The sequence below is a fragment of the Oribacterium sp. NK2B42 genome, assembly GCF_000424445.1.
In the GTDB taxonomy this organism is placed as follows: domain Bacteria; phylum Bacillota; class Clostridia; order Lachnospirales; family Lachnospiraceae; genus Oribacterium.
Genome location: NZ_AUJX01000031.1, coordinates 27,458 through 50,377, shown reverse-complemented (window position 1 = coordinate 50,377; position 22,920 = coordinate 27,458). Strand labels below are relative to the sequence as shown.

The 22,920-nt window shown below is 49.0% G+C and carries 32 protein-coding genes; 31 read left to right on the top strand and 1 reads right to left on the bottom strand.

The features are described from left to right. Window positions 1-224, bottom strand: a 224-nt coding sequence (locus tag G625_RS19185) for a transposase-like zinc-binding domain-containing protein (protein ID WP_044932142.1), incomplete at its 3' end; no start/stop codon positions are given. A gap of 116 nt (window positions 225-340) precedes the next feature. Here G625_RS19185 and G625_RS21235 point away from each other — a divergent pair. The 31 genes from G625_RS21235 to G625_RS0109150 all read left to right on the top strand — a co-directional run bounded on the left by G625_RS21235 (window position 341) and on the right by G625_RS0109150 (window position 22,884). Next, entirely contained in the window at window positions 341-751 is a 411-nt protein-coding gene (locus G625_RS21235) for an HNH endonuclease (protein WP_029200911.1), read from the top strand. A gap of 170 nt (window positions 752-921) precedes the next feature. Then, window positions 922-2,211 carry a DNA sulfur modification protein DndB gene (locus G625_RS0109295; protein ID WP_029200910.1) on the top strand — a complete coding sequence of 430 codons (1,290 nt, stop codon included), beginning with the start codon at window positions 922-924 and terminating at the stop codon, window positions 2,209-2,211. Window positions 2,212-2,227: 16 nt separating this feature from the next. Next, window positions 2,228-2,452: a hypothetical protein gene (locus G625_RS0109290; protein ID WP_029200909.1), complete on the top strand. Its 225-nt coding sequence runs from the start codon at window positions 2,228-2,230 to the stop codon at window positions 2,450-2,452. A gap of 46 nt (window positions 2,453-2,498) precedes the next feature. Beyond that, window positions 2,499-2,852, top strand: coding sequence for a hypothetical protein (locus G625_RS0109285; protein ID WP_029200908.1), 354 nt, complete (start codon window positions 2,499-2,501; stop codon window positions 2,850-2,852). A gap of 444 nt (window positions 2,853-3,296) precedes the next feature. Beyond that, the gene (locus G625_RS21230) at window positions 3,297-3,830 is read left to right on the top strand and encodes a sigma-70 family RNA polymerase sigma factor (protein ID WP_029200907.1); all 534 of its coding nucleotides are present in this window, start codon (window positions 3,297-3,299) and stop codon (window positions 3,828-3,830) included. Window positions 3,831-3,923: 93 nt separating this feature from the next. After that, on the top strand, window positions 3,924-4,169 hold the full coding sequence (locus G625_RS0109275; protein ID WP_029200906.1) for a hypothetical protein: 246 nt from the start codon (window positions 3,924-3,926) through the stop codon (window positions 4,167-4,169). Beyond that, a complete protein-coding gene (locus G625_RS0109270) occupies window positions 4,126-4,473 on the top strand; it encodes a hypothetical protein (RefSeq protein ID WP_029200905.1) in 348 nt (115 codons plus the stop codon). Before G625_RS0109275 ends, G625_RS0109270 begins: the two co-directional genes overlap by 44 nt. After that, window positions 4,466-5,587 (top strand): DUF2800 domain-containing protein, encoded by a 1,122-nt coding sequence (locus G625_RS0109265; RefSeq protein ID WP_029200904.1) that lies wholly within the window; start codon window positions 4,466-4,468, stop codon window positions 5,585-5,587. The genes G625_RS0109270 and G625_RS0109265 overlap by 8 nt, the downstream gene beginning before the upstream one ends. Window positions 5,588-5,600: 13 nt before the next feature. Continuing rightward, entirely contained in the window at window positions 5,601-6,170 is a 570-nt protein-coding gene (locus G625_RS0109260; protein WP_029200903.1) for a DUF2815 family protein, read from the top strand. Between the two features lie 67 nt (window positions 6,171-6,237). Further along, on the top strand, window positions 6,238-6,405 hold the full coding sequence (locus tag G625_RS22390; protein WP_156885083.1) for a hypothetical protein: 168 nt from the start codon (window positions 6,238-6,240) through the stop codon (window positions 6,403-6,405). Window positions 6,406-6,474: 69 nt separating this feature from the next. After that, a complete protein-coding gene (locus tag G625_RS0109250) occupies window positions 6,475-8,457 on the top strand; it encodes a DNA polymerase (protein WP_029200902.1) in 1,983 nt (660 codons plus the stop codon). A 98-nt stretch (window positions 8,458-8,555) separates the two neighbouring features. Then, a complete protein-coding gene (locus tag G625_RS23165) occupies window positions 8,556-8,690 on the top strand; it encodes a hypothetical protein (RefSeq protein ID WP_256377638.1) in 135 nt (44 codons plus the stop codon). After that, complete coding sequence (locus G625_RS19170; protein ID WP_330365030.1) at window positions 8,687-10,558, top strand: virulence-associated E family protein; 1,872 nt, start codon at window positions 8,687-8,689, stop codon at window positions 10,556-10,558. Before G625_RS23165 ends, G625_RS19170 begins: the two co-directional genes overlap by 4 nt. 18 nt (window positions 10,559-10,576) lie before the next feature. After that, window positions 10,577-11,011 carry a hypothetical protein gene (locus G625_RS23325; protein WP_330365029.1) on the top strand — a complete coding sequence of 145 codons (435 nt, stop codon included), beginning with the start codon at window positions 10,577-10,579 and terminating at the stop codon, window positions 11,009-11,011. Between the two features lie 250 nt (window positions 11,012-11,261). Beyond that, complete coding sequence (locus G625_RS0109230) at window positions 11,262-11,573, top strand: hypothetical protein (protein WP_044932138.1); 312 nt, start codon at window positions 11,262-11,264, stop codon at window positions 11,571-11,573. Beyond that, window positions 11,570-11,851, top strand: coding sequence for a VRR-NUC domain-containing protein (locus G625_RS0109225; RefSeq protein WP_029200900.1), 282 nt, complete (start codon window positions 11,570-11,572; stop codon window positions 11,849-11,851). The genes G625_RS0109230 and G625_RS0109225 overlap by 4 nt, the downstream gene beginning before the upstream one ends. After that, window positions 11,832-13,208, top strand: coding sequence for a DEAD/DEAH box helicase (locus G625_RS0109220; protein ID WP_029200899.1), 1,377 nt, complete (start codon window positions 11,832-11,834; stop codon window positions 13,206-13,208). Before G625_RS0109225 ends, G625_RS0109220 begins: the two co-directional genes overlap by 20 nt. Continuing rightward, complete coding sequence (locus tag G625_RS19165) at window positions 13,195-13,530, top strand: hypothetical protein (RefSeq protein ID WP_330365028.1); 336 nt, start codon at window positions 13,195-13,197, stop codon at window positions 13,528-13,530. The genes G625_RS0109220 and G625_RS19165 overlap by 14 nt, the downstream gene beginning before the upstream one ends. Further along, a complete protein-coding gene (locus tag G625_RS0109210) occupies window positions 13,527-13,958 on the top strand; it encodes a DUF1492 domain-containing protein (RefSeq protein ID WP_029200898.1) in 432 nt (143 codons plus the stop codon). The genes G625_RS19165 and G625_RS0109210 overlap by 4 nt, the downstream gene beginning before the upstream one ends. A gap of 120 nt (window positions 13,959-14,078) precedes the next feature. Continuing rightward, window positions 14,079-14,444 (top strand): HNH endonuclease, encoded by a 366-nt coding sequence (locus G625_RS0109205; protein WP_029200897.1) that lies wholly within the window; start codon window positions 14,079-14,081, stop codon window positions 14,442-14,444. Between the two features lie 210 nt (window positions 14,445-14,654). Continuing rightward, the gene (locus G625_RS0109200) at window positions 14,655-15,242 is read left to right on the top strand and encodes a type IV toxin-antitoxin system AbiEi family antitoxin domain-containing protein (protein WP_029200896.1); all 588 of its coding nucleotides are present in this window, start codon (window positions 14,655-14,657) and stop codon (window positions 15,240-15,242) included. Next, the gene (locus G625_RS0109195) at window positions 15,239-16,135 is read left to right on the top strand and encodes a nucleotidyl transferase AbiEii/AbiGii toxin family protein (RefSeq protein ID WP_029200895.1); all 897 of its coding nucleotides are present in this window, start codon (window positions 15,239-15,241) and stop codon (window positions 16,133-16,135) included. The genes G625_RS0109200 and G625_RS0109195 overlap by 4 nt, the downstream gene beginning before the upstream one ends. 73 nt (window positions 16,136-16,208) lie before the next feature. Then, window positions 16,209-16,679 (top strand): phage terminase small subunit P27 family, encoded by a 471-nt coding sequence (locus G625_RS0109190; RefSeq protein ID WP_029200894.1) that lies wholly within the window; start codon window positions 16,209-16,211, stop codon window positions 16,677-16,679. Then, window positions 16,679-18,304: a terminase large subunit gene (locus G625_RS0109185; protein ID WP_198014883.1), complete on the top strand. Its 1,626-nt coding sequence runs from the start codon at window positions 16,679-16,681 to the stop codon at window positions 18,302-18,304. Before G625_RS0109190 ends, G625_RS0109185 begins: the two co-directional genes overlap by 1 nt. A 17-nt stretch (window positions 18,305-18,321) precedes the next feature. After that, window positions 18,322-19,665 carry a phage portal protein gene (locus G625_RS0109180; RefSeq protein ID WP_029200892.1) on the top strand — a complete coding sequence of 448 codons (1,344 nt, stop codon included), beginning with the start codon at window positions 18,322-18,324 and terminating at the stop codon, window positions 19,663-19,665. Then, window positions 19,598-20,374 (top strand): head maturation protease, ClpP-related, encoded by a 777-nt coding sequence (locus tag G625_RS0109175; protein ID WP_029200891.1) that lies wholly within the window; start codon window positions 19,598-19,600, stop codon window positions 20,372-20,374. The genes G625_RS0109180 and G625_RS0109175 overlap by 68 nt, the downstream gene beginning before the upstream one ends. A gap of 14 nt (window positions 20,375-20,388) precedes the next feature. Then, window positions 20,389-21,570: a phage major capsid protein gene (locus tag G625_RS0109170; protein WP_029200890.1), complete on the top strand. Its 1,182-nt coding sequence runs from the start codon at window positions 20,389-20,391 to the stop codon at window positions 21,568-21,570. A gap of 13 nt (window positions 21,571-21,583) precedes the next feature. After that, complete coding sequence (locus G625_RS0109165; protein WP_029200889.1) at window positions 21,584-21,832, top strand: hypothetical protein; 249 nt, start codon at window positions 21,584-21,586, stop codon at window positions 21,830-21,832. A 52-nt stretch (window positions 21,833-21,884) separates the two neighbouring features. After that, the gene (locus tag G625_RS0109160) at window positions 21,885-22,160 is read left to right on the top strand and encodes a head-tail connector protein (protein WP_029200888.1); all 276 of its coding nucleotides are present in this window, start codon (window positions 21,885-21,887) and stop codon (window positions 22,158-22,160) included. After that, entirely contained in the window at window positions 22,160-22,501 is a 342-nt protein-coding gene (locus tag G625_RS0109155) for a phage head closure protein (RefSeq protein WP_029200887.1), read from the top strand. Before G625_RS0109160 ends, G625_RS0109155 begins: the two co-directional genes overlap by 1 nt. Next, window positions 22,501-22,884: an HK97 gp10 family phage protein gene (locus tag G625_RS0109150; protein ID WP_029200886.1), complete on the top strand. Its 384-nt coding sequence runs from the start codon at window positions 22,501-22,503 to the stop codon at window positions 22,882-22,884. The genes G625_RS0109155 and G625_RS0109150 overlap by 1 nt, the downstream gene beginning before the upstream one ends. Window positions 22,885-22,920: the final 36 nt, after the last annotated feature.

Sequence of the window (22,920 nt, the reverse complement as noted above, 5' to 3'; positions counted from 1 at the left end):
GTTATGTAGGTTTTATGGCATTCCTTACAGAGGAAACGCTGTTTACCGTGCTTCTTGCCATAACGGATAACCTTTTTACCAGAGCAATATGGACAGTCATACAACTCGGTTTTCTTTTTATCCGAGTGTACGCTCTCCATAATAGTATTGAAAATGATAAGGATTTCCTCTTTGGAGAAATCCCTCAGAATGTCGATGGCTTTTTTGATATCTTTCATAGTCATATCCGCCTTTCCTTTGATATGACCATTATCTCAAATGCCTCGTGCAAAATAATGCACTACCGACCCATTTTCACACTAACACCAAAGTTAATAATGACGATGCTTTGGTGAGGGTGTTGGAGAAGTTGGAGCTAGCTACTCCACATAGAAAAGACTTATCTATGTATAGGGATATTTTGTATAAGGAATTTCAAGAAGACCGGTGCTTTTACTGTGGAAAGAAACTGACTAACAATATTCATGTGGACCATTTCATTCCTTGGACCTTTGTAAAAAACGATAATTTGTGGAATTTTGTATTGTCATGTCCGAGATGTAATCTGCGGAAGAGCAATAGCCTCGTAAGCCATGATTACATTATTAAAATAGAACATCGAAATGAGCTTATTATCGGAACCTCAACTGAAAATATTATTAGAAATGAGTTTAACGGATATTACAATGGTCTTCTTGAACGCATGTGGCGTTATGCAAAAATGAGTGGAATTAGAGAGCGGGTAGGTATTGCAGAGGCTCCTGTGAAGTAACAACTTAATAGAATGTTTTTGAAAAACATTTGATAAAAAACAGAGGATGAGACCCTCTGTTTTTTATTTTGAAAAATGTTTGCAGAAAACATACATCAAAACACTTGACAAAAAATAATACATGAAGTATCATGATCATGGATGTTTTTGAAAAACATAGGAGGTGTCGCGTGAAAACAATATGCGTACAGAAAGGAAAGCTGGGCACCACAGAGTATTATCTTGGGAAAATGCCCGTTGGTGAACTTGTAGATACAGTTGGACTGGCGGTTGAACTGCCAGAATGGAAAGATATGACTGCAGATGAAAAAATGCAGCGTGAGCCAGATATTAATAGAGTTGTAAATGAGATTTGCCCATATTTTACAGAGGATAAGGATCGGTTCTTTGGATGCGTAATCGTTGACATTTATTCGGGCTTTGAGGATATGATTTTTGAGCCTATAACGGATGTCATTCCACAGCTTAGTGCTGCATATAGAATCCCTTTAAAAGATGTTGGATTCCTTACATTACCAGGACAAGAACGGCTTATAGCTTTGGACGGGCAGCATCGTATTATTGCGATGAAGTTGTGCTTAAAAGGATCAAGTGCTATTTCTGCGGCGATGCTTGGTGGGAAGAAAATGACAACGCAGATGTTAGCCTTGGAGCCGCATCCCGAATTAGCAAAGGAAGAAATAAGCGTAATATTTGTAGAGCATACGGACAACATGAAAATCCGTAAAATCTTCAACAAGGTGAATAAATACGCAAGACAGACGGGGCGTGGACAAAACATAATCACCGCTGATGATGACATTTGGGCGTCACTGGCAAGGCGCTTATTTAGTGAAGGAGAAGTCCTTGCTAAGATTGGGGATATCGAACTGGTAAACTGGAGAAGTAATACCCTGTCGAAGCGCAGCAAACAACTTACAACAGTGAGTGCATTGTATACAATCGCGGAAACATTGGAAAAGGACCGTGGATGGTCAGCAAAGGTGCTTCCTACTGATGAAGAGTCAATAGAGGAGGCTTTTGAGAATAACACCTATTTTTGGGAACAGTTACTAAAAGGGCTGTCCATATACAGAGAGTATTTGGCTTTAACCCGTGAAGATAAAACAGTTTCAAAACTACGAGAACAGAGTCTTCTTATGAAACCTGTTACGCATATGGCACTGGCTCATGTTGCATATATGGCGCAGAAGAAGGATCTCGATTGGGCTGATATTGTTATGAAGCTTGATAAAGTTGATTGGTCTATGGATAATCCTCTCTGGTTCAATATCCTCGTTATAGGTAGTGCAAATAAGAAGATGATCACGGGCAAGGAATCTATAAAAGCTGCAGGACTAGTCATTTCTTATATGGTTATGGGTGATTATATGACCACTGAAGAAATTGAGGAAGTACGTAGAGTTATTAGCAATTCTACAAACGGAGAAAAGGACGAACTTCCACAGAAGATACAGTAACATTTGGAGGAAATTCATGAGAAAAATACTTGAAGTAAAAAATGCTACTGATGACAGAGCTTGTGATTTAGTTCGTGAGGACGATGATTCACTCTGTTATCACATGAAATACCGTGATAAACACGGCCATGCAAAAGATGTAGTAATTGCTGTCAGCGACTTGATTTACCCTGCTTGGGTACACATGACAGAACGCGAACGTAAGAGCACGTTAAGGCGCTTATCGTCATATCACGTATAAAAAAGAATAATGAGCCGAGCTCAGATCCGTTAATATCGAGGTCGTCATGCCGGAGTTGGTTTTTTCACTGGAGGTGAAGGAATTGGCTTCGGCTTTATTATTTTTGATACCACAGGAATGGGAGGTGAGGCCTATTATAAGGGCGGAAACAACTTACCAAGACCTGGTTGGGATGTTTGGATCAGACTATGAAATGCCGCCAGAAGCGGATTTCGAGAAAGGAGATGAGATTGAATATCGTTGTCCATACATTCCGAAATGTCCGGCGAAGGCTAACTGCTTTGTAGTAGGAACGCCTAAGCCGCTTCAAGAGAAGGAGGTCTTGAATATAAAATGCCGTCTTTGCGGTAATCGAAAGATACCGGTTTATGCAGGATCGGCGGCCAGACGAAAAAGATAATAGTGAGTCACTCGTAAGCCACTCAGATGCGTATTACAGGACTCAAAGACATGAAAGGTTATAGGTTTCATGCTTTGAATTCTGAAAGTAGCATCTGAGTGGCTTTTTTTCGTTTTGTGAGTTTTCAAAAACAGAAAATATCCCCTGTTTAAGTATTAGGATTCTAAAGATTTGGGTACGGATCAGAGCAGCTATCTGCGGATGACTGCTCTGATGGGTATCCACGGATGCTCAAATAAAAAATTCATATCGGCCACATGTGCGCAGTGAGGCAGGATACGACATACCACGTGAAAGCAGTTGCGATAAAGGCAACTGATGGAACGTGGGTGTAAGTACCCTTGTTTTTCTGCGCTTTTCTTAGCCGGTTCGGGGGTACTTCGATCGAAAGTTCGTACCGGGTACCCTGCTCTCACTGCCTCCAGGCCAGAACGGAGGCAAAAGATGTTATTCAGGAAAACACCGACAAGTGAGAGAGACAAGTATGTGTACAGGTTCAATGACGGGACGGTATCTGTCATTACCGAAGGCAGCGAGGCAGAGGTTTGGATCAAGGCCCTGCATTCCTTCGATGACGCTGAGGTCTACAACAACATTAAGAACAGCAGACCGCAGATGGAATCCTGGCAGAAGAAGGCAGTTGAGGAATGGAAGGCACAGCATCCGGGCGAAGAACCTGAGAAGAACTGGAATCTTTCGATGGACGGCCTTATGAAGACGGAGAACCAGGATACCAGTATCTATTCCAGACAGCTTGCGGAGATGACAGCGGAAGAGCCTGATCCGCAGAAGGAACTTCTTTATGAGAAACTGGCGGAGCTGCCGGAGGAAGACCAGGATCTGTACAGACTGTATTTCACGGAAGGCTATTCTCAGGAAGAGATTGCGGAGAAGAAAGGTGTGTCGCAGAACACCATTTCAAAGAAGCTGCGTCGCATCCAGAAGACACTGACTGAGATGTGCAGGAAAGAAATTTAAAAGTTTTTCGGAAGAGGGGTTTAAAACGCCCCTCTTTCTTTGACTGGGATATGCAAGGGAGAGGAACTTCCTGCAGAAAGCGAGGTGGAAAAGATGGCATTGAAACACAGAATCACCATCAACGTCACTGATCCACACGGCAATACCGGGACGGTTCTCAAAGGAGCGGATGTAAGGCTTCCTGCGAGACTGATCAGATTCCTGTTCGGGGATTTTACGCAGGTGTATCTGCTTAAGCCTGGACAGTCGGTCGAGTCGGTGGATGTGAAAGAAGTCAAAGAAGGAGGAAGCGGCAATGGGAAAAATGAGCGAGCTTGCGGCGGAACTTGCAGAGCTTAAGCACTGCGGCGAGGTGCTGATCGGGATCTCTGAAACGCTGACGGAGATGTTCTCCGGAGCGGACGCGGAACCGGCAGCAGAGACAAAGGAAGAAAAGCCTGCAAAGAAGACGGAGAAGAAGCAGAAGGCAAAAGAGGTCACACTTGCAGAGGTCAGGGCGGTTCTTGCGGAGAAGTCCAGACAGGGACACACCAGCGAGGTGAAGGAGCTGCTTTCCAAGTATGGCGCGGACAAGCTGTCTGAGGTAGATCCGGCGAAGTACGGTGAACTGAAGGCGGAAGCGGAGGTGCTGGGAGATGGCTAAACACGCATTTCTGTCGGCATCATCGGCGCACAGGTGGCTTGAATGTCCGCCGTCAGCGAAAGCCTGCGAAGGTGTGGATGAGAGGGCAAGTCCCTATGCACGGCAGGGGACGGACTGCCATGAGCTCTGTGCCTATCTGGTAGAAAAGGCTCTTGGAAGGGATGTGGAAGATCCGACGGAGAACCTTGACTACTACGATCAGGAAATGCAGGACTGCGCTGAAGGATACTGCTCCTATGTAATGGAACAGGTGGAAGAGGCGAAGAAGCACTGTCCGGATCCACAGATCATGGTGGAGCAGAGACTGGACTTCTCCCGATGGGTAGAGGATGGTTTCGGAACCGGTGACTGCGTGATCGTGGCGGATGATGTGCTTCAGATCATTGACTACAAACATGGTCTTGGCGTTTTGGTATCGGCAGAGAAGAATCCGCAGATGATGTGTTATGCGCTGGGAGCGGTGGAATTGTTTGACGGTATCTACGATATCAGAGAGATCCGGATGACGATCTACCAGCCACGCAGGGAAAATGTCAGCACATATTCCATGACAAAGGAAGAACTGCTTGCCTGGGCGGAAGAGGTCCTGGTGCCGACCGCAAAGCTGGCATATGAAGGCAAGGGTGAGTTTAAAGCCGGAGAACACTGCCAGTTCTGCAAGATTAAGGCGACCTGCAGGAAGCGTGCAGAGTACAATCTGGAGCTTGCACGGTATGACTTTGAGATGCCGGACACGTTGGATGAAGAAGAGATCGCGGCGATCCTGCCAAAGATCGACAGTCTTGTTTCATGGGCGGGCGATGTTAAGGAATATGCACTGCAGCAGGCTCTTTCCGGAACAGAATATCCGGGCTTCAAAGTGGTCGAGGGCAGGAGCAACCGGAAGTATACCGATGAAGCTGCAGTCGCTGAAGCGGTACAGGCAGCAGGGGAAGATCCTTTTGAAAAAAAGCTGCTTGGTATTACAGCGATGACTTCCCTGCTTGGGAAGAAGAGATTTGAGGAACTGTTGGGCGGACTTACTCATAAGCCGCCAGGTAAACCGGCGCTTGTGCCGGAGAGTGACAAACGGCCTGCCATGAATACGGCGGCTGAAGATTTCAAAGACAATTAGGAGGAAATACATTATGTCTAACAAGAATTTTATCAATCCGACAAAGGTTATCACAGGTCCTGAGACCAGATGGTCTTATGCAAACGTCTGGGACGCGAAGTCCATCAACGGCGGTGCTCCGAAGTTTTCGGTGTCGTTGATCATTCCGAAGTCTGACACAAAGACGCTGGAAAAGATCAGGGCGGCGATTCAGGCAGCATACGATGAGGGACAGAGCAAGCTGAAGGGCAACGGCAAGAGTGTTCCTGCTCTTTCCGCACTGAAGACTCCCTTAAGGGATGGAGATACGGAGAGACCGGATGATGAGGCCTATGCCAACGCTTACTTTGTCAACGCGAACAGCGGAATGGCTCCGGGGATCGTGGACGCCGACAGACAGCCTATCATTGACCGTTCGGAGGTTTATTCCGGTGTGTACGGCAGGGCTTCCATTAACTTCTACGCATTCAACAGCAACGGAAACCGTGGTATCGCCTGCGGTCTGAATAACCTTCAGAAGATCCGTGACGGCGAGCCTCTTGGAGGTAAGTCCAGGGCAGAGGATGACTTTGCTACGGATGAGGATGACGATTTCCTGTCATAACTGAAAACCAAAGCTGGCGGTAGTATAAGCTGCCGCCGGTGACAATCTAAGAATCGAGGTAAAAAGAATGGATCAGACAGTATATTCGCAGGTGCTTATTACCTGCACGACCATCAATGTGGTGATTATCATTTCAATGCTCACTATGTGGATCGGCACAAAGATCCACGACCATCGTGAGAAGAAAAAGCAGGAACGTGAAGAGCAGGCTAAGAAGGAAGAAACTGCTCAGTAAATCAGACGGAGGGCATCGGTCGGGAGCGGTCGGTGCCTTCTTTGAATGGAGGTGGATACAGTGTCTGATATTAAGACTTTGAGTATAGATATCGAGACTTACTCAGGATATGACCTGAACAAGTGCGGCGTGTACAAGTATGTGGAGCATCCGGATTTTGACATCCTGTTGTTTGGGTACGCCGTAAATGGCGGCGAAGTGCAGGTGGTCGATCTTGCCTGCGGGGAAGAGATACCGGAGAACGTGATCTCTGCCTTATCGGATGAGTCTGTGGTGAAATGGGCGTTCAATGCTTCCTTTGAGAGGGTGTGTCTGTCCATGTGGCTGCGGCGGAACCATCCGGAGCACTTCCGCAGCTATAGCATAGATGGAGATTCTGTCCGGAATTATCTGGATCCGGAGGCGTGGCGGTGTTCAATGGTGTGGTCTGCCTATATGGGTCTTCCGCTGTCACTGGAGGGTTCCGGTGCGGTGTTAGGTCTTGAACAACAGAAACTGAAGGAAGGCCGTGATCTGATCAGGTATTTCTGTGTGCCGTGTAAGGCTACGAAAGTAAACGGAGGCAGGACAAGAAATCTGCCGGAGCATGATCCGGAGAAATGGGATCTCTTCAAATCCTACAACAAGATGGACGTGGAGGTGGAGATGTCGATTCAGAAAAGGCTTTCGGGGTATCCGGTGCCCGGCTTTGTATGGGATGAATATCATCTGGATCAGGAAATCAACGACAGGGGTATTGCTCTTGATATGAAGGTCGTGGAGGAAGCAATCGAACTGGACGGACAGACACGCGAGGAACTGCAGGAGACAATGAAAGAACTGACTGACTTGGAGAATCCGAACAGTGTGGCACAGATGAAGCAGTGGCTGTCTGATCAGGGAACGGAAGTGGAGTCACTGGGAAAGAAGGACGTGGCGAAGCTAATCGAGGAAGTCCCTGAGGATCAGAAGGAAGTTTTACGACTCCGGCAGCAGCTGGCTAAGTCATCTGTGAAAAAGTATCAGGCGATGCAGAATGCAGTTTGTCTGGATGGCAGGGCAAGGGGAATGTTCCAGTTCTATGGAGCCAATCGTTCAGGCAGATGGGCGGGAAGGCTGATTCAGTTGCAGAACCTTCCTCAGAATCACATGGAGGATCTGGAACAGGCGAGGGACCTAGTGAAGACCGGGGATCTGGATGCTCTGACGATGTTATATGAGAATGTACCGGCGGTGCTGTCAGAATTGATCCGGACGGCGTTTGTACCGGCAGCTGGAAGGAAGTTCATCGTATCCGACTTTTCCGCTATCGAGGCAAGAGTATTGTCATGGCTTGCCGGGGAGCAGTGGAGAACGGACGTATTCGTAAACAACGGTGACATCTACTGTGCCTCAGCGTCTGCGATGTTCGGCGTTCCGGTTGAGAAGCATGGCCAGAATGCGGAGTTAAGGCAGAAGGGCAAGATCGCTGAACTGGCGCTTGGTTATGGCGGATCAGTCGGTGCCCTGAAATCCATGGGAGCTATCGAAATGGGACTACAGGAAGAGGAACTGCAGCCGCTGGTAGATTCCTGGCGTTCTGCAAATCCGAATATCGTTCGGTTCTGGTGGGACGTGGACAGGGCTGTCAAAAAGGCGATCCGGCAGCGGGAACCGTCTGTGCTTAAAGGCATCTGTTTTGAATGCAGGAACGGCATGTTGTTTATTACGCTACCGTCAGGAAGGCAGCTGTCCTATGTGAAGCCGAGGATGGGGGAAAATCGTTTTGGCGGTGAATCCGTTACCTATGAGGGAGTAGGTGCCACAAAGAAATGGGAGCGGATTGAGAGCTACGGTCCGAAGTTCGTAGAGAACATTGTGCAGGCGATATCCAGAGATATTCTGTGTTATGCCATGAAGACGCTTCGGCACTGTTTTATTTGTGCTCATGTCCATGATGAATTGATCATCGAGTGCAGCATGAATGTTGATTTGAACGCTATCTGTGAACAGATGGGACGGACTCCGCCCTGGGCAGATGGACTTGTCCTTCGGGCGGACGGATACGAAACCATGTTTTACAAAAAAGACTGACCTTTTTGAAATCCGGGGGTTTAAAACCTGCGGATTTCTTTGACTGGGATTCGGAGGGAACTGTCCCTCCGGATTTTTCAGTTAAAGGAGGAACTGCCATGAAAGACAGACCACGAGGTAATAAAGATGGTCGCAGGAATGCTGATCCATCCAGGAACGTGCGGACTGTAGAGCGTGACCAGAGGTTACAGCTGATGCAGGTATCCCGCAGGAAAGGAGCCAGGAGAAGATGAAGATTGCGTATGGGGATTCCAGATCAGCGAAGAAATGGAAGAACAACGAGATCTCCTGGGAGGACTTCTGCAGGAGGGTAAGCACCACGCAGGTCACAACAGAGACCGTGGAAGAGTACCAGAAGATGACGAAGGCCAGGCGCGATGCCATTAAGGATGTGGGCGGCTATGTTGCCGGGCATCTGAAGGATGGCAGGCGTAAGGTCGGGAATGTTCTCTGCCGCTCTATGCTGACACTGGATATGGATTACGGGATGCCGGGGATTCTGGATGAACTGAAGATGCTGACGGATTTCAAAATGTGCGTCTATTCCACACATAAGCATACGCCGGATGCTCCGAGACTCAGGCTGGTGATCCCGCTTAAGAGAGAAGTCAGTGAGGATGAATATCCGGCGGTCGGAAGGAAGGTCGCACAGGAAATCGGGATGGATCTTTTCGATGATTCCACCTACGAGCCGAACAGGCTTATGTACTGGCCGTCCACGTCAAGCAACGGAGAATACGTATACGAGGTCATGGACGGTGAGCTTCTGGATCCGGATGAATACCTTGCAAAGTATGACAACTGGCACGATATCTCCACATGGCCGGTATCGTCCAGGGAGTCGGAAGTCGTAAAGAGTAATGTGCAGAAGCAGGCTGATCCACTGACGAAGGAAGGAATCGTCGGCGTTTTCTGTCGTACTTACGGGATCAGGGACGCTATTGAGAAGTTCCTGCCGGATGTGTATGAAGCTTCGGCGATGGAAGGCAGGTATGACTACATTCCTGCAGACAGTTCCGCCGGCGTGCAGATCCTGGATGAAAAGTTCGCATACAGCCATCATGCTTCTGATCCCGCCTGCGGGAAGCTGCTCAATGCCTTTGATGTCGTGAGGGTTCATAAGTTCCCGGATGATGATGAGAAGAAGTCCTTCAATGCGATGGCGGAATTCGCAAGCAGCGATGAGCAGGTGAAGCTGACCATCTTTGCAGAACGGCAGCAGTCGGCAGCGATGGAATTCGACGAGGAAGATCCTGATGCCTGGAAGACACAGCTGACCTATCAGAAGAAGACGGCTGAGATCGAGAATACGCTTCATAACCTGAAGCTGATCATGGAAAACGATGAGTACATGAAGCAGATTGTGTTCAACCAGCTTGCAGACGGTATGGAGATCAGGGATCCGGTTCTGTGGAAGCATCCGTCCAAGTTCTGGAGAGACGCGGACGATGCACAGCTCATCTGTTATGTGGACGAAAAGTACGGCTCCTTCTCCCAGAGAAATTACAACATCGCGGTTGCAAAGGTCGTGGATGACCGTTCCTACCATCCGATCAGGGATTTCTTTAAGAACCTGCCGGAGTGGGACGGGGTGAAACGTGTCGAGACTGCATTGGTGGATTATCTGGGAGCGGAAGATACACCGTATGTCCGGGCGGTGACAAGGAAGCTTTTGTGCGCTGCTTATGTCCGTGTCCATAATCCGGGAGTGAAGTTCGACAACATGATCGTACTGAACGGAGATCAGGGCATCGGAAAGAGTACTTTCATCTCTAAACTGGGCGGTGAGTGGTATTCGGACAGCCTGAACCTCTCAGACATGAACGACAAGACGGCGGCGGAGAAGCTGCAGGGGTACTGGATCATGGAGATCGGCGAATTGGCCGGCATGAAAAAAGCTGACCTGGACAAGGTGAAGGCTTTCATTTCCAGACAGGACGATAAGTACCGTGCGAGTTTCGGTAGAAGGGTAACGCCGCATCCGAGACAGTGCGTATTCTTCGGTACCACAAACAATGAGAATGGCTATCTCCGGGATATTACCGGGAACCGTAGGTACTGGAATGTGAAAGTGACCGGCAAAGGAAAGCATAAAGCGTAGGATCTTGATCAGGATACGGTGCAGCAGATCTGGGCGGAAGTCAAGGTGATCGCCAAAGCGGGAGAAAAGTTATATCTTCCGGCGGAGCTGGAGGAATTTGCCAAAGATGAGCAGCGGGCGGCGATGGAGCGTGATGACCGTGAAGGTCTGGTGGTGGAGTATCTGGAAATGCTTCTGCCGGAGGGCTGGGAGTCGATGGATGTCTATAAGCGCAGGGACTATGTGCGTGATACAGGGGATCCGACACGGAAGGAAGGCGTAACGAAGCGGATGGAGGTCTCCAATATCGAGATCTGGGCGGAATGCTTCGGGAAGCCTAAGGAAGATATGAAGAATGCGGATTCCTATGCCATCTCAGCCATTATGGCAAGGCTGGACGGCTGGGTTAAGACCGGGAAGACGAAGACCATCCCAATTTACGGGAAGCAGAGGATATATGCCAGAAAAGGGTGATGGCATGGAACAAGTATACGGAACAAGGAACATAACTTGTTCCCTGTTCCCGAAGTTGTTCCTTCCAAAGTACCTGAAAACTGGCGGAAAACAGAGAATCGGAACAAACGGAACAGGAATTTCTATATAGCACAAAAAATAGGTGTTTTTAAGAGATTACACCGGCGCGTGTGTGCGTGAGCGCACGTATTACGCGCGTATAGGGATTTGGTGTTCCACTTGTTCCTTACAGAAACGGAGGATATCAAAAATGATCAGAAATGGAAGACCTTATACCAATGAAAACGGATGGGAGGATGCGGGACTTATTACTGACCATCCGGAGGAAGAACAAAAAATCGTGATGGACTGGATCCGCAGGAACATCCTTCCGAGAAAGACGGTTCTGCATGGAAGGACCAGCTACGGATTGAAGCATCTGCTTGAACATGACGTGAAGATCTATCTCACGAACAATGAGTTCAAGGACGCAATGATGATGTGCGGATTCGAGCCGGTTGATCCCAATATGCTGAACTGGATATACCGGATCAGCGCGAAGTCTCCCACATTTAAGCAATGAGGGAGAAGACAGTCGAGCAGAAGCTTGTCGCGGCGGTAAAGAAGACGGGAGGCATCTGCCCTAAGTGGGTGTCTCCCGGATTCGATGGGATGCCTGACCGCATAGTGCTTCTGCCGGGAGCAAAGATCGGGTTTGTCGAGGTGAAAGCACCGGGAAAGAAACCAAGGCCGCTGCAGGTATCACGGCTGACGCTTTTGCGGAAACTGGGCTTCAAGGTGTATGTCCTGGATGAGCCGGATCAGATTGGAGGGATTTTGGATGAGATACGATCCACATGATTATCAGAAATATGCGGTCGGATTCATAAAAGACCATCCTGTTGCGGCAGTGCTGCTTGACATGGGTATGGGTAAGAGTTCGATCACTTTGACAGCGGTGAATGACCTGATGTTTGACAGCTTCGATATACGGAAAGTGCTTGTGGTTGCACCGCTACGAGTGGCAAAGAATACCTGGTCTGCGGAAATTGAGAAATGGGATCATCTGTCGGATCTGAAATACAGTATTGCGGTCGGTACGGCAGCAGAAAGGAAGAAGGCGCTGAAGGCGGATGCGGATATCTACATCATAAACCGTGAAAACCTTCCCTGGCTTGTTGAAAAGAGCGGGATGCCGTTTGACTACGATATGGTGGTGATCGATGAGCTGTCATCCTTTAAGAACTGGCAGGCGAAGAGATTCAAGGCACTTATGAAGGTGAGACCGAGGGTGAAGCGGATTGTAGGCCTAACTGGAACGCCTTCCAGTAACGGTTTGATGGATCTCTTTGCGGAATACAAGGTTCTTGATATGGGAGAGAGACTTGGAAGGTTCATCAGTCAGTACAGGATGGAATATTTCGTACCGGATCAGATGAACGGTCCGATTGTGTACAGTTACCGATTAAGACCGGGAGCGGACAAAAGGATTTATGACCGTATCTCCGATATCACGATTTCCATGAAGGGTACAGACCACCTGCAGATGCCGGAACTGATTAATTCAGAATACATGGTGTATCTGGATGAAGCTGAGCGGAAGAAATATGAGCAGATGAAAAATGACCTTGTTTTGAGTCTTCCCGGTGGCGAAGTAACTGCGGCGAATGCAGCGTCTTTGTCCGGAAAACTGACGCAGATGGCCAACGGTGCTGTTTATTCCGATGCCGGCGGTATCGAGAAGATCCATGACAGAAAACTGGATGCCCTGGAGGACATTATCGAAGCAGCAAACGGGAAGAATCTGCTGGTGGCGTACTGGTACAAGCATGACCTGTCAAGAATTACAGAACGTCTTGATGCATTGGGCGTTCATTATGGAAAGCTTGATACAGATGAGAGTATCCGGGAATGGAATGCAGGAAGACTGGAGGTTGGACTTATACATCCGGCTTCTGCGGGACACGGACTGAACCTTCAGAGCGGAGGCAGCACTATTGTATGGTTCGGTATGATCTGGAGCCTGGAGCTATACCAGCAGACAGTAGCCAGACTTTGGAGACAGGGACAGGAATCCGGGACAGTCGTGGTACAGCATATCTTGACAGCTGGAACCGTGGACGAACGTATTATGAAAGCTTTATCCGCAAAGGACGATACGCAGGCCAGACTGATCGATGCCGTAAAAGCGGAGGTAAGTGCCTATGGCAGGAAATAAAAATCTGGCAGAGGATCCGTATGAGCGATTAGCAAATGCAATCATTCTGCAGGCAGTCGCTGATTACAGGGTGGCACTTAAGAAGATCAAGGCACATCCGAAGGATCGAAAAGCGATAGATGAGGCCTTGGAGGTCGAGAGGTTCTTTCGTTCCGGCTGGTACAGCCAGCTGACAAGCGTGGACGGTGAATACCTGATCCGAAGGCTTCAGGACGAAATAAGACAATCAGACGCCAAGCGTGCAGCGGGAAGGTCCAGTGGACCTTTACGTCGCAGTCAATCCGAGGGAGAAAAAATAAATCCAATCGGAGGTAGCTTATGAACAGACATCAGCAGGAAGCCAAGAAATATTTATCACAGGCCTTCGGGCTGAACCAGCGGATCGAGAGCAAGCTGGGACAGATCGAAGATCTTCATGACCTGGCCACTAAAGCAACGGTGACATATTCGGATATGCCGAAGAGCCCGAACAGAGATGGCTCCAGAATGGAAGATGCCATTATCAAGATCATCGACCTGGAGAATGAGATCAATCAGGATATGATGAAGCTTGTAGAACTGAAGAAGGATATCATCCGCAGGATCAAAGCAGTGGAGAGTGCAGAGCTTCAGACGATACTGGAACTGCGGTACTTGTCCTATATGAGATGGGAAGAGATCGCCATTGAACTTGGTTATGGAATCGATAATGTATTCCGTCTTCACAGGAATGCCCTGGATGAAATAATGATTCCGGAAACAATACAGTAAAATCAAGTTCGGTACAGTAAGCCTATGTGATAATGTTAAACTGGCAAAAGCGAAAGATGAGAGAGCCGTTACGGAGCAGAATACCGTGGCGGCTTTTTCTATGGGAAAGAAGGTGAAATGATGCCAAGGAAACCGAAGCATCCATGCTCTTATCCCGGATGCCCGAAGCTGACAGACAAACGGTTCTGTGAAGAGCATGAGAAGCTGAGCAACAGCAACTATGAGAAGTACGGCAGAGATAAGTCTACGAAGAAGAGATACGGTCGTGCATGGAAGAGGATCCGTGACAAGTATGCTGCGGAGCATCCCTTCTGTGAGCTGTGTTTTGAACGTGGAATTATCGTGCCGACTGAAGAGATCCACCATAAGCTGCCTTTGAGTGAAGGTGGTACGCACGATCGAAGTAACCTGATCGCGTTGTGCAAGTCGTGTCACTCAACTATACACGCGAAGAGAGGGGACTATTGGGGAAACCATCGCGGGTAGGGGCGGGTGAAATCTCTACAGGTACGGCTCCCAGGGAACGGCGCGGGGGTCACGCGTGCAAAATCGCGAAATGAAAGACGGGGGGTATGAGCCTGCATTGTCATCTCAGATTTCGATTGACAAACGGCACGTTTGGTTGTAATATTTAATTGAAATACGGCAAAAGAGAAAAATGCCGAAAATAAATTAAATGAAATCGAGGTGGAAAAGATGGCAGGTACAGCAATACTTCCTGAAGATCAGAAGATCTTTTCCATGAAGGAGCTTAAGGAAAAAGGCTTCTCGCAGTATAAGGTCAGCAGGCTGGTCGATGAAGGAAAGCTTATAAAACTGAATAAGAGCTATTACGAGAACGCAGAGTATCGTGGTGAGGAATCAGACTTCTATTATACCGTAGCATACGCACCGAGGGGTGTGATCTGCCTGCTCAGCGCAGCGGTTTATTATCATCTGACAACATTCATTCCGGATGCTGTTGATGTAGCTATACCGAGGAAGTCAAAGATATCTACCGTGCCGGACTGGCCGCAGATGAATGTCCATCATTATACTGATGACAGGCATGAGCTGGGCGTTACTACGGTTAGGGAAGGCAAGAATGAATTCCAGATCTATGATATGGAAAAAACCGTCGTGGATATCGTGTTTTACAGAGAGAAGGTCGGGATTGAAGAAACCAAGGAGATCCTTGTGACCTATCTGCAGAGGAAAGACCGGAATCTGAACCGACTTCTGAAATATGCAGAACTGATGAAATGCGACAAAGCGATGAGACAATATCTGGAGGTGCTCGTATGATAAGTGCAATATCTGTAAAGGACAGGTTGAAGAACCAGGCAGTGGCCGGCGGAAAAACATTTCAGGAAGCATTGACGGCGTATGGGTTGGAAAGAACCGTATACAGACTGTCGGTGTCAGAATATGTGGAGCGATTTACACTTAAGGGCGGGATATTCCTGTATGCGCTCTTTGAGGGAGAGTTCGCAAGAGCCACAAGAGACATAGACCTTCTGGCAAGGAATATGCCGAATAATGTGGAGGATATGAAGAAGGTATTTGAAAATATCTTCGCCATCGAGTGTGATGATGCCCTGCGGTATGATCTGGATACGCTGGAGGTAATAGACATCACCGAGTTCAAGGAATATCACGGTGTGAATGTTTCCATCATGGCATATCTGGACAGGACGAAAGTTCCGGTATCTATTGATATCGGATTTGGGGATGTTGTTTATCCGGACAGGGTGAAAATGGAGTTCCCCGTTCTACTGGATATGGAGGTTCCAGAGATTTATGCATATTCCATTTCATCGGTAATATCCGAGAAATTTGAAGCAATCGTTTCTCTGGGAGATGCTAACAGCAGATATAAGGATTTTTACGATATTTATATCCTGGCTGACAGATATGACCTTGACGGAATAGAACTGAAGGAAGCAGTCAGAGAAACCTTTGAGCATAGAGGGACGGGTTTTGATGATATCTTTGCTTTCACTGATGACTTTTTGGCCAGTGAGATTCACCAGAGCAGATGGAAAGCCTTTCTGAAAAAGAAGAAAGCGCTTGTGAATGCAGAACTGGAAGATGTGGTTAAACTGCTCAAAGCGTTACTGCTTCCAATTGTGGAGAGTATAACCGGAAACATCGACTATTCAGCAAAATGGGATCATGAATCTCGAAGCTGGAAATGAAGAAGTGAAATGAACATCAAGAGGATCATGTGAAGAGCATGGTCCTTTTATTTTGCGGAAAGGAGGGATTCCGATGGATGGGAGGAAACCGAAGCCTACAGCGCTAAAGAAGCTGGAAGGCAATCCGGGGAAAAGAAAACTGAATACGAAAGAGCCGGTGCCGGGTAAAGGAATGCCCGACTGTCCGAAGTGGCTGCTTCCGGAAGCGAAGAAGGAGTGGGAGAGACTCTGCGTGAAGTTATCTGAGATGGGTGTGCTCACTGAGATTGATATGGTAGCATTTGCTGCTTACTGCCAGTCCTACGCCAGATGGAAAGAAGCTCAGGAGCATATTGATTCTGAAGGTTCAATCTTTGAGACGGATAAAGGATATCAGCAGCAGACACCATGGGTCGGCATTGCAAACACCAATCAGAAGCTCATGATGCAGGCAGCATCTGAGTTTGGTCTGACTCCGTCTGCCAGATCAAGGATCATGGCAGCATCCGGTGTCGGAAAAGATGAAGAGGATGAGATGGAGGCATTACTTGGGGGTGAGGCTTAATGGCGGAGAGAAGACCTGCGGGTTATCCAAAGCTGAAGAATTATAAGCCGTCAAGATTCATGCTTCCGACATCTCATTATGATAAAGCGAAGGCTGACAGGGCTGTGAAGTTTATCGAGAATCTGTGTCACACCAAAGGAAAATGGGCAGGCAAACGGTTCTGGTTGCTTCCCTGGCAGGAGCAGCTGATCCGGGATATCTTCGGAATTGTTAAGCCTGACGGATACCGGCAGTTCCGGACAGCTTTTGTGGAAATATGCAAGAAGGTAGGTAAGAGCGAATTGGCAGCAGCCGTCGCTCTTTATCTTTTATATGCAGACAACGAACCATCCGCTGAAGTGTATGGCGCTGCCGCTGACCGGCAGCAGGCCAGCATCGTTTTTGATGTGGCAAAGCAGATGGTGGAGATGTCACCGGCGCTTCTGAAGCGATCGAAGCTGATGACGGCAACAAAGAGAATCGTGAATTATGGAAATTCAGGATATTACCAGGTGCTCAGTGCAGAGGTCGGGGGTAAGCATGGATTTTCAGTCAGCGGATTGGTATTTGATGAGATTCATACGCAGCCGAACAGGCAACTGTATGACGTTCTGACAAAGGGATCTTCGGATGCCAGACAGAATCCGCTGCATTTCATTATCACCACGGCAGGTACCGATAGGCATTCCATCGCCTATGAGCTTCATACGAAAGCGGTGGACATTCTGGAAGGCCGGCGTGTGGATCCGACTTTCTATCCGGTGGTCTATGGACTGAAGGATGATGAGGACTGGGAGGATGAAGCGAACTGGTACAAGGTCAATCCTTCACTGGGCTATACCGTAGACATCGAGCGCTTGCGCGATGCCTACCGGGAGGCAAAACAAAATCCTGCAGACGAAGTGACCTTCAAGTGGCTGAGGCTGAACATGTGGGTTTCAAGCACTGTGGCATGGATACCGGATGAGATATTCATGAAAGGGAATGAGGAAATTGATCTGGCAGCTCTGGAAGGCAGGGACTGTTACGGTGGTTTGGATTTATCCAGCACGGGAGATATCACGGCTCTGGTTCTGATGTTTCCTCCGAGGGATGAGGATGAGAAGTATATTCTGCTTCCGTTTTTCTGGGTACCGGAAGAAACGATACCGCAGAGAGTGAAGGCAGCATCCGTTCCTTATGACATCTGGGAGAGGCAGGGATACCTGTTATCGACCGAGGGCAACGTGATTCATTACGACTTCATTGAGAAGTTTATCAATGATTTGGCGAAGAAATACCACATCGTTGAGATCGCAGTGGACAGATGGAATGCCACACAGATGATCCAGAACCTGGAAGGCGATGGCTTCACGATGGTTCCGTTCGGCCAGGGCTTTGCTTCAATGTCCGGACCGACAAAGGATTTTTATCGTCTGCTTATGGAAGGTCAGATCATTCACGGAGGGCATCCGGTTCTCAGGTGGATGGCCGGCAACGTGGTGGTCGATACGGATCCTGCCGGGAACATCAAGGTGACGAAGGCAAAATCGAAAGAAAAGATCGATGGCATTGTGGCTGCAATCATGGCTCTTGACCGGTGCATCCGCAATCAGATGGAGCCGCAGGGGAGTGTTTATGATGAGCGCGGATTACTTGTGTTTTAACGAAGGAGGGAATTGCGATGGGAATATTGAGCGGTTTATTTCGGAGCAGGGATAAGCCCACGAACAGGACGGCGGGAAGTTCGTATTCGTTTTTCTTAGGCGGGACGGCTTCAGGCAAGTATGTTACCGAGAGGTCTGCGATGCAGATGACGGCGGTGTACTGCTGCGTGAGGATCCTGTCGGAGGCTGTGGCGAGTCTGCCATTACAATTTTACAGATATACCGATGATGGCGGTAAGGAGAAAGCGGTGGAACATCCGCTTTATTTTTTGCTCCATGATGAGCCGAATCCGGAGATGACTTCCTTCATTTTCAGGGAGACATTGATGACACACCTGCTTTTATGGGGGAATGCGTATTCGCAGATCATCCGCAATGGCAAGGGTGAAGTCGTAGCTCTGTATCCGCTGATGCCGGATCGAATGAAGGTGGATCGTGATGAGCACGGAAGGCTCTATTACGAATACACCGTTTATGATTCGGACGATGTGGACGGCAGGAAGGGCACCAATAAGGTTGGAAGAACCGTGAGGCTTCAGCCTCATGATGTGCTTCATATTCCGGGACTTGGCTTTGACGGTCTGGTTGGGTATTCACCGATTGCAATGGCGAAGAATGCGATCGGCCTGGCAATCGCCACGGAAGAGTATGGCAGCAAGTTCTTTGCGAACGGTGCGGCTCCTTCCGGGGTACTGGAGCATCCGGGGACTATCAAGGATCCGAGCAAGGTGAGAGAAAGCTGGCAGGCAACTTTCGGCGGTTCAGGGAATGCGAATAAGATAGCAGTCCTTGAAGAAGGCATGAAGTATACGCCGATTTCCATTTCGCCGGAACAGGCTCAGTTTCTGGAAACGAGAAAGTTCCAGATCGATGAGATCGCAAGGATCTTCCGTGTGCCGCCTCATATGATCGGAGACTTGGAAAAGTCCAGCTTCAATAACATTGAGCAGCAGTCGCTGGAGTTCGTGAAGTACACGCTGGATCCCTGGGTAAGCCGTTGGGAGCAGGCAATGGTGAGAGCCTTGCTGACTCCGGATGAGAAGAAGAAATACTTCTTTAAGTTCAATGTGGATGGTTTGCTCCGTGGAGACTACCAGAGCAGGATGAACGGCTATGCGACAGCCAGACAGAACGGCTGGATGTCCGCCAATGACATCCGTGAATTGGAGAACCTGGACAGGATCCCGGCAGAACAGGGTGGTGATCTGTATCTGATCAATGGAAATATGACGAAGCTGGAGGATGCCGGGATATTTGCGGCAGGCAACAACGGAAAGGAGGAAGGAGATTCCGATGAAGAAGTTTTGGAACTGGAAAAGCAGGAAGATCAGAGACCAGGCTTCCGGCGAAGAGGTCAGTGAGAGAGTGCTTTTCCTGAATGGAACCATAGCAGAAGAGAGCTGGTTTGACGATGATGTCACACCGGCTCTTTTTAGAGAAGAACTGAATGCCGGAACAGGAAACATCACGGTCTGGATCAACAGTCCGGGTGGTGACTGCGTGGCGGCGGCTCAGATCTACAACATGCTGATGGACTATAAGGGCGATGTCACGGTGAAAATCGATGGCATTGCGGCTTCGGCAGCAAGCGTGATCGCGATGGCGGGGACGAAGGTGCTCATGAGTCCTGTGAGCATGATGATGATCCATAATCCGGCGACTATCGCTTTTGGCGATACGGCGGAGATGCAGAAGGCGATCAACATGCTGGCCGAAGTGAAGGAATCCATCATGAATGCCTATGAGATCAAGACCGGCATGAGCAGGACGAAAATCTCACATCTGATGGATGCGGAGACCTGGATGGACGCGCACAAGGCGGTGGAATTGGGATTTGCGGATGATGTGCTGCAGAGGGTAGATGCATCGGAGGGCGAAGACCTGGAAGCACCGGAAGTGTCGATGCTCTATTCCAGGGCGGCGGTGACCAATTCGCTGATGGATAAGATCGCGGCGAAGTGTCACATCAAGGCACCGGAGAGCGGTGCAGAAACTGAACAGACAACGGATAACGGGCGTTCCTGTGATGAGATCAGGGAACGCTTGAATTTTATCAAGAGATTCATTTAAGGAGGAATCGAGCTATGACTATCAAAGATATGATCGAGAAGAGAGCAAAGGTGTGGGAGACCGCGAAGAACTTTGTGGATACCCACGAGAATGAGAACGGCGTTCTGTCTGCGGAGGATAACGCGACTTACAGCCGTATGGAGCAGGAAATCGAGGATCTGACTGCGGCAATCGACCGTCAGCAGAGAGCTGAGGCAAGAGAGGCTGAGTTCAACAAGCCTGTCAATATGCCTCTTACAGGAAGACCTGCAAGACAGGAAGTTGAGGAAAAGACCGGCCGTGCTTCCAATGCATACAAGGAAGACTTCGGTGCGCATCTCCGTGGAAAGAGACCTGTGCATAATGTCCTTTCCGAGGGTGTGCAGGCGGATGGCGGCTATCTTGTGCCGGAAGAGTTTGAGCGTCAGATTGTAATGGGCCTTGATGAAGCAAATGTGGTGAGAGGGCTTGCGAAGGTCATTACCACAAGCGCTGAGAGAAAGATCCCGATTGCGGCGACTCATTCTACCGCTGCATGGACGGCTGAGAATGGTGCCTATACTCCGAGTGATCCTTCCTTCGACCAGAAGACCATCGATGCCTTCAAGCTGACTGACCTTGTGAAGGTTTCCATCGAGCTTCTTCAGGATTCCATGTTTGATCTGGAATCTTATATTGCGGCTGAATTCGCAAGAGCTTTCGGTATCGCAGAGGAAGAGGCTTTCTGCGTAGGTACCGGAACCGGTCAGCCTACGGGTATCTTTACCGCGAACGGCGGACAGGTGGGCGTTACCGCTGCGGCAAACAACGCGATCACTGCGGATGAACTGATCAGCCTTGTGTATGCGCTTAAGAGTCCTTATCGCAGAAACGCGAAGTTCCTTATGAACGATGCGACTATCGCTGCAATCAGAAAGCTGAAGGACGGCAACGGTGTTTATCTCTGGCAGCCTTCTCTTCAGGCAGGCGAGCCGGATAAGCTTCTTGGCTATGACCTTTACACTTCGCCTTATGTTCCTACGGCTGCATCGGATGCGCTCACCGTGGCTTTCGGTGATTTCAAGAACTACTGGATCGCTGATCGTTCCGGAAGAACCGTGCAGAGACTCAACGAGCTCTACAGCACCAATGGCCAGGTAGGATTTGTCGCAACCGAGCGTGTTGACGGCAAGGTGATCCTTCCTGAAGGCATCCAGCTTCTGAAGATGAAGCACTAAGGAGGGCCGAAGCATGAGTGATTACAATGCAAAGAATTATACCGAGCAGGGCGGCGATGTCACCCATATCGGAGGAAAGCTGATATTTGAGGATGGAAGTTCCGTAGAGGGGCTTCCTTCTTCCTTTACACCGGCGGAGAATCAGGCGGCCAGTGAAGCGACTACGGTTGAGGCACTGAAGGAAGATTTCAACAGTCTTCTGGCAAAGCTGAAGGCTGCCGGTCTTATGACAGCGGATGATGATACTGCCGGAACAGAGTAAAAAATGCGGGGCGGTGGAGTAATCTGCCGTCCCGGTTTAAGGAGTGATGCAGATGACTGTGACTGTGGAAGAGATGAAGAGCTATCTTCGGGTTGATTTCGAGGATGATGATTCCCTGATCGAAAACTTTATAACGGCGGCAAAGAAGCAGTGCATGGATATCCTGCGGACTGACGATGAGACGGACCTGGATGCGGCTCAGAATGGGAAGATCGCTGTGATGTTCACGGTGGCTTATCTGTATGAGCACAGGGAAGAAGCCGATCATCATGCGATGGATCTGACGCTTCGGGCTCTGCTGTTCGGCAGCCGGAAGGAGGGATTCTGATGGATGTGGCAGCTTTGAGATCTAAAGTGACATTCCAGAAGAATGAAACAGTGACCGACAAGTACGGCAATCACAAGAATGCCTGGACGGATTACTATACCTGCTTCGCCACGATCGGCGGAGAAGGCCTGGCAAGTTCCAAGGAAGAACAGGCTGCCGGAACTACGGTTGAGGATTTCTCTATGACTGTATCTGTCCGGTACTGCCGGAAGGCTGCTGCAATCGATTCCACGCATTTCCGGGTGATGTTCATGGATGAAATCTACAACATCGTGAACATTGACCATATGAACTTCCGGAAGAAGTCATTGAAGTTTACCTGCAGGAAGGAGCGGCGCTGATGGCACAGACGATAAAGATCGACCAGCTGGCGGATACCGTGATGAAGGGTATGGAGGAATACGCGAAGCTTGCTGCGGATGACCTGAAGAAAGATGTCCAGAAGGCGGGCAAGACCGTAAAGCAGCAGATCGAAAGCACGGCTCCGAAGAAGACGGGAAAGTATTCCAAGAGCTGGGCGGTGAAGAAGACCAGGGAAACATCCGATTCCATCCAGATTGTAGTGCATTCCAAACGGTACCAGCTGACACATCTATTGGAGTTTGGCCATGCGAAGCGCTGCGGTGGAAGAACAAGGGCGTTTCCTCATATCGCGCCGGCGGAGCAGGCAGGTATCGAGCAGCTGACAAGGGATATCGAGCGTGACCTGCAGAAAGGCGGTTAGTAATGATGGAGATATTGCTTTTGTTATTCGTGATCG

Bases quoted from the DNA above. Each gene is read 5' to 3' on its own strand.
- G625_RS0109260 (WP_029200903.1), top strand. From the start codon at position 5,601: ATGTCTAACAAGAATTTTATCAATCCGACAAAGGTTATCACAGGTCCT.
- G625_RS0109165 (WP_029200889.1), top strand. From the start codon at position 21,584: ATGAGTGATTACAATGCAAAGAATTATACCGAGCAGGGCGGCGATGTC.
- G625_RS0109190 (WP_029200894.1), top strand. From the start codon at position 16,209: ATGGATGGGAGGAAACCGAAGCCTACAGCGCTAAAGAAGCTGGAAGGC.
- G625_RS22390 (WP_156885083.1), top strand. From the start codon at position 6,238: ATGGATCAGACAGTATATTCGCAGGTGCTTATTACCTGCACGACCATC.
- G625_RS0109160 (WP_029200888.1), top strand. From the start codon at position 21,885: ATGACTGTGACTGTGGAAGAGATGAAGAGCTATCTTCGGGTTGATTTC.
- G625_RS21230 (WP_029200907.1), top strand. From the start codon at position 3,297: ATGTTATTCAGGAAAACACCGACAAGTGAGAGAGACAAGTATGTGTAC.
- G625_RS0109205 (WP_029200897.1), top strand. From the start codon at position 14,079: ATGCCAAGGAAACCGAAGCATCCATGCTCTTATCCCGGATGCCCGAAG.
- G625_RS0109275 (WP_029200906.1), top strand. From the start codon at position 3,924: ATGGCATTGAAACACAGAATCACCATCAACGTCACTGATCCACACGGC.
- G625_RS0109185 (WP_198014883.1), top strand. From the start codon at position 16,679: ATGGCGGAGAGAAGACCTGCGGGTTATCCAAAGCTGAAGAATTATAAG.
- G625_RS0109270 (WP_029200905.1), top strand. From the start codon at position 4,126: ATGGGAAAAATGAGCGAGCTTGCGGCGGAACTTGCAGAGCTTAAGCAC.
- G625_RS0109175 (WP_029200891.1), top strand. From the start codon at position 19,598: ATGAAGAAGTTTTGGAACTGGAAAAGCAGGAAGATCAGAGACCAGGCT.
- G625_RS0109195 (WP_029200895.1), top strand. From the start codon at position 15,239: ATGATAAGTGCAATATCTGTAAAGGACAGGTTGAAGAACCAGGCAGTG.
- G625_RS19170 (WP_330365030.1), top strand. From the start codon at position 8,687: ATGAAGATTGCGTATGGGGATTCCAGATCAGCGAAGAAATGGAAGAAC.
- G625_RS0109210 (WP_029200898.1), top strand. From the start codon at position 13,527: ATGAACAGACATCAGCAGGAAGCCAAGAAATATTTATCACAGGCCTTC.
- G625_RS0109180 (WP_029200892.1), top strand. From the start codon at position 18,322: ATGGGAATATTGAGCGGTTTATTTCGGAGCAGGGATAAGCCCACGAAC.
- G625_RS0109285 (WP_029200908.1), top strand. From the start codon at position 2,499: ATGCCGGAGTTGGTTTTTTCACTGGAGGTGAAGGAATTGGCTTCGGCT.
- G625_RS19165 (WP_330365028.1), top strand. From the start codon at position 13,195: ATGGCAGGAAATAAAAATCTGGCAGAGGATCCGTATGAGCGATTAGCA.
- G625_RS0109225 (WP_029200900.1), top strand. From the start codon at position 11,570: ATGAGGGAGAAGACAGTCGAGCAGAAGCTTGTCGCGGCGGTAAAGAAG.
- G625_RS0109265 (WP_029200904.1), top strand. From the start codon at position 4,466: ATGGCTAAACACGCATTTCTGTCGGCATCATCGGCGCACAGGTGGCTT.
- G625_RS0109200 (WP_029200896.1), top strand. From the start codon at position 14,655: ATGGCAGGTACAGCAATACTTCCTGAAGATCAGAAGATCTTTTCCATG.
- G625_RS0109155 (WP_029200887.1), top strand. From the start codon at position 22,160: ATGGATGTGGCAGCTTTGAGATCTAAAGTGACATTCCAGAAGAATGAA.
- G625_RS0109170 (WP_029200890.1), top strand. From the start codon at position 20,389: ATGACTATCAAAGATATGATCGAGAAGAGAGCAAAGGTGTGGGAGACC.
- G625_RS23165 (WP_256377638.1), top strand. From the start codon at position 8,556: ATGAAAGACAGACCACGAGGTAATAAAGATGGTCGCAGGAATGCTGAT.
- G625_RS0109230 (WP_044932138.1), top strand. From the start codon at position 11,262: ATGATCAGAAATGGAAGACCTTATACCAATGAAAACGGATGGGAGGAT.
- G625_RS0109220 (WP_029200899.1), top strand. From the start codon at position 11,832: ATGAGATACGATCCACATGATTATCAGAAATATGCGGTCGGATTCATA.
- G625_RS0109150 (WP_029200886.1), top strand. From the start codon at position 22,501: ATGGCACAGACGATAAAGATCGACCAGCTGGCGGATACCGTGATGAAG.
- G625_RS0109290 (WP_029200909.1), top strand. From the start codon at position 2,228: ATGAGAAAAATACTTGAAGTAAAAAATGCTACTGATGACAGAGCTTGT.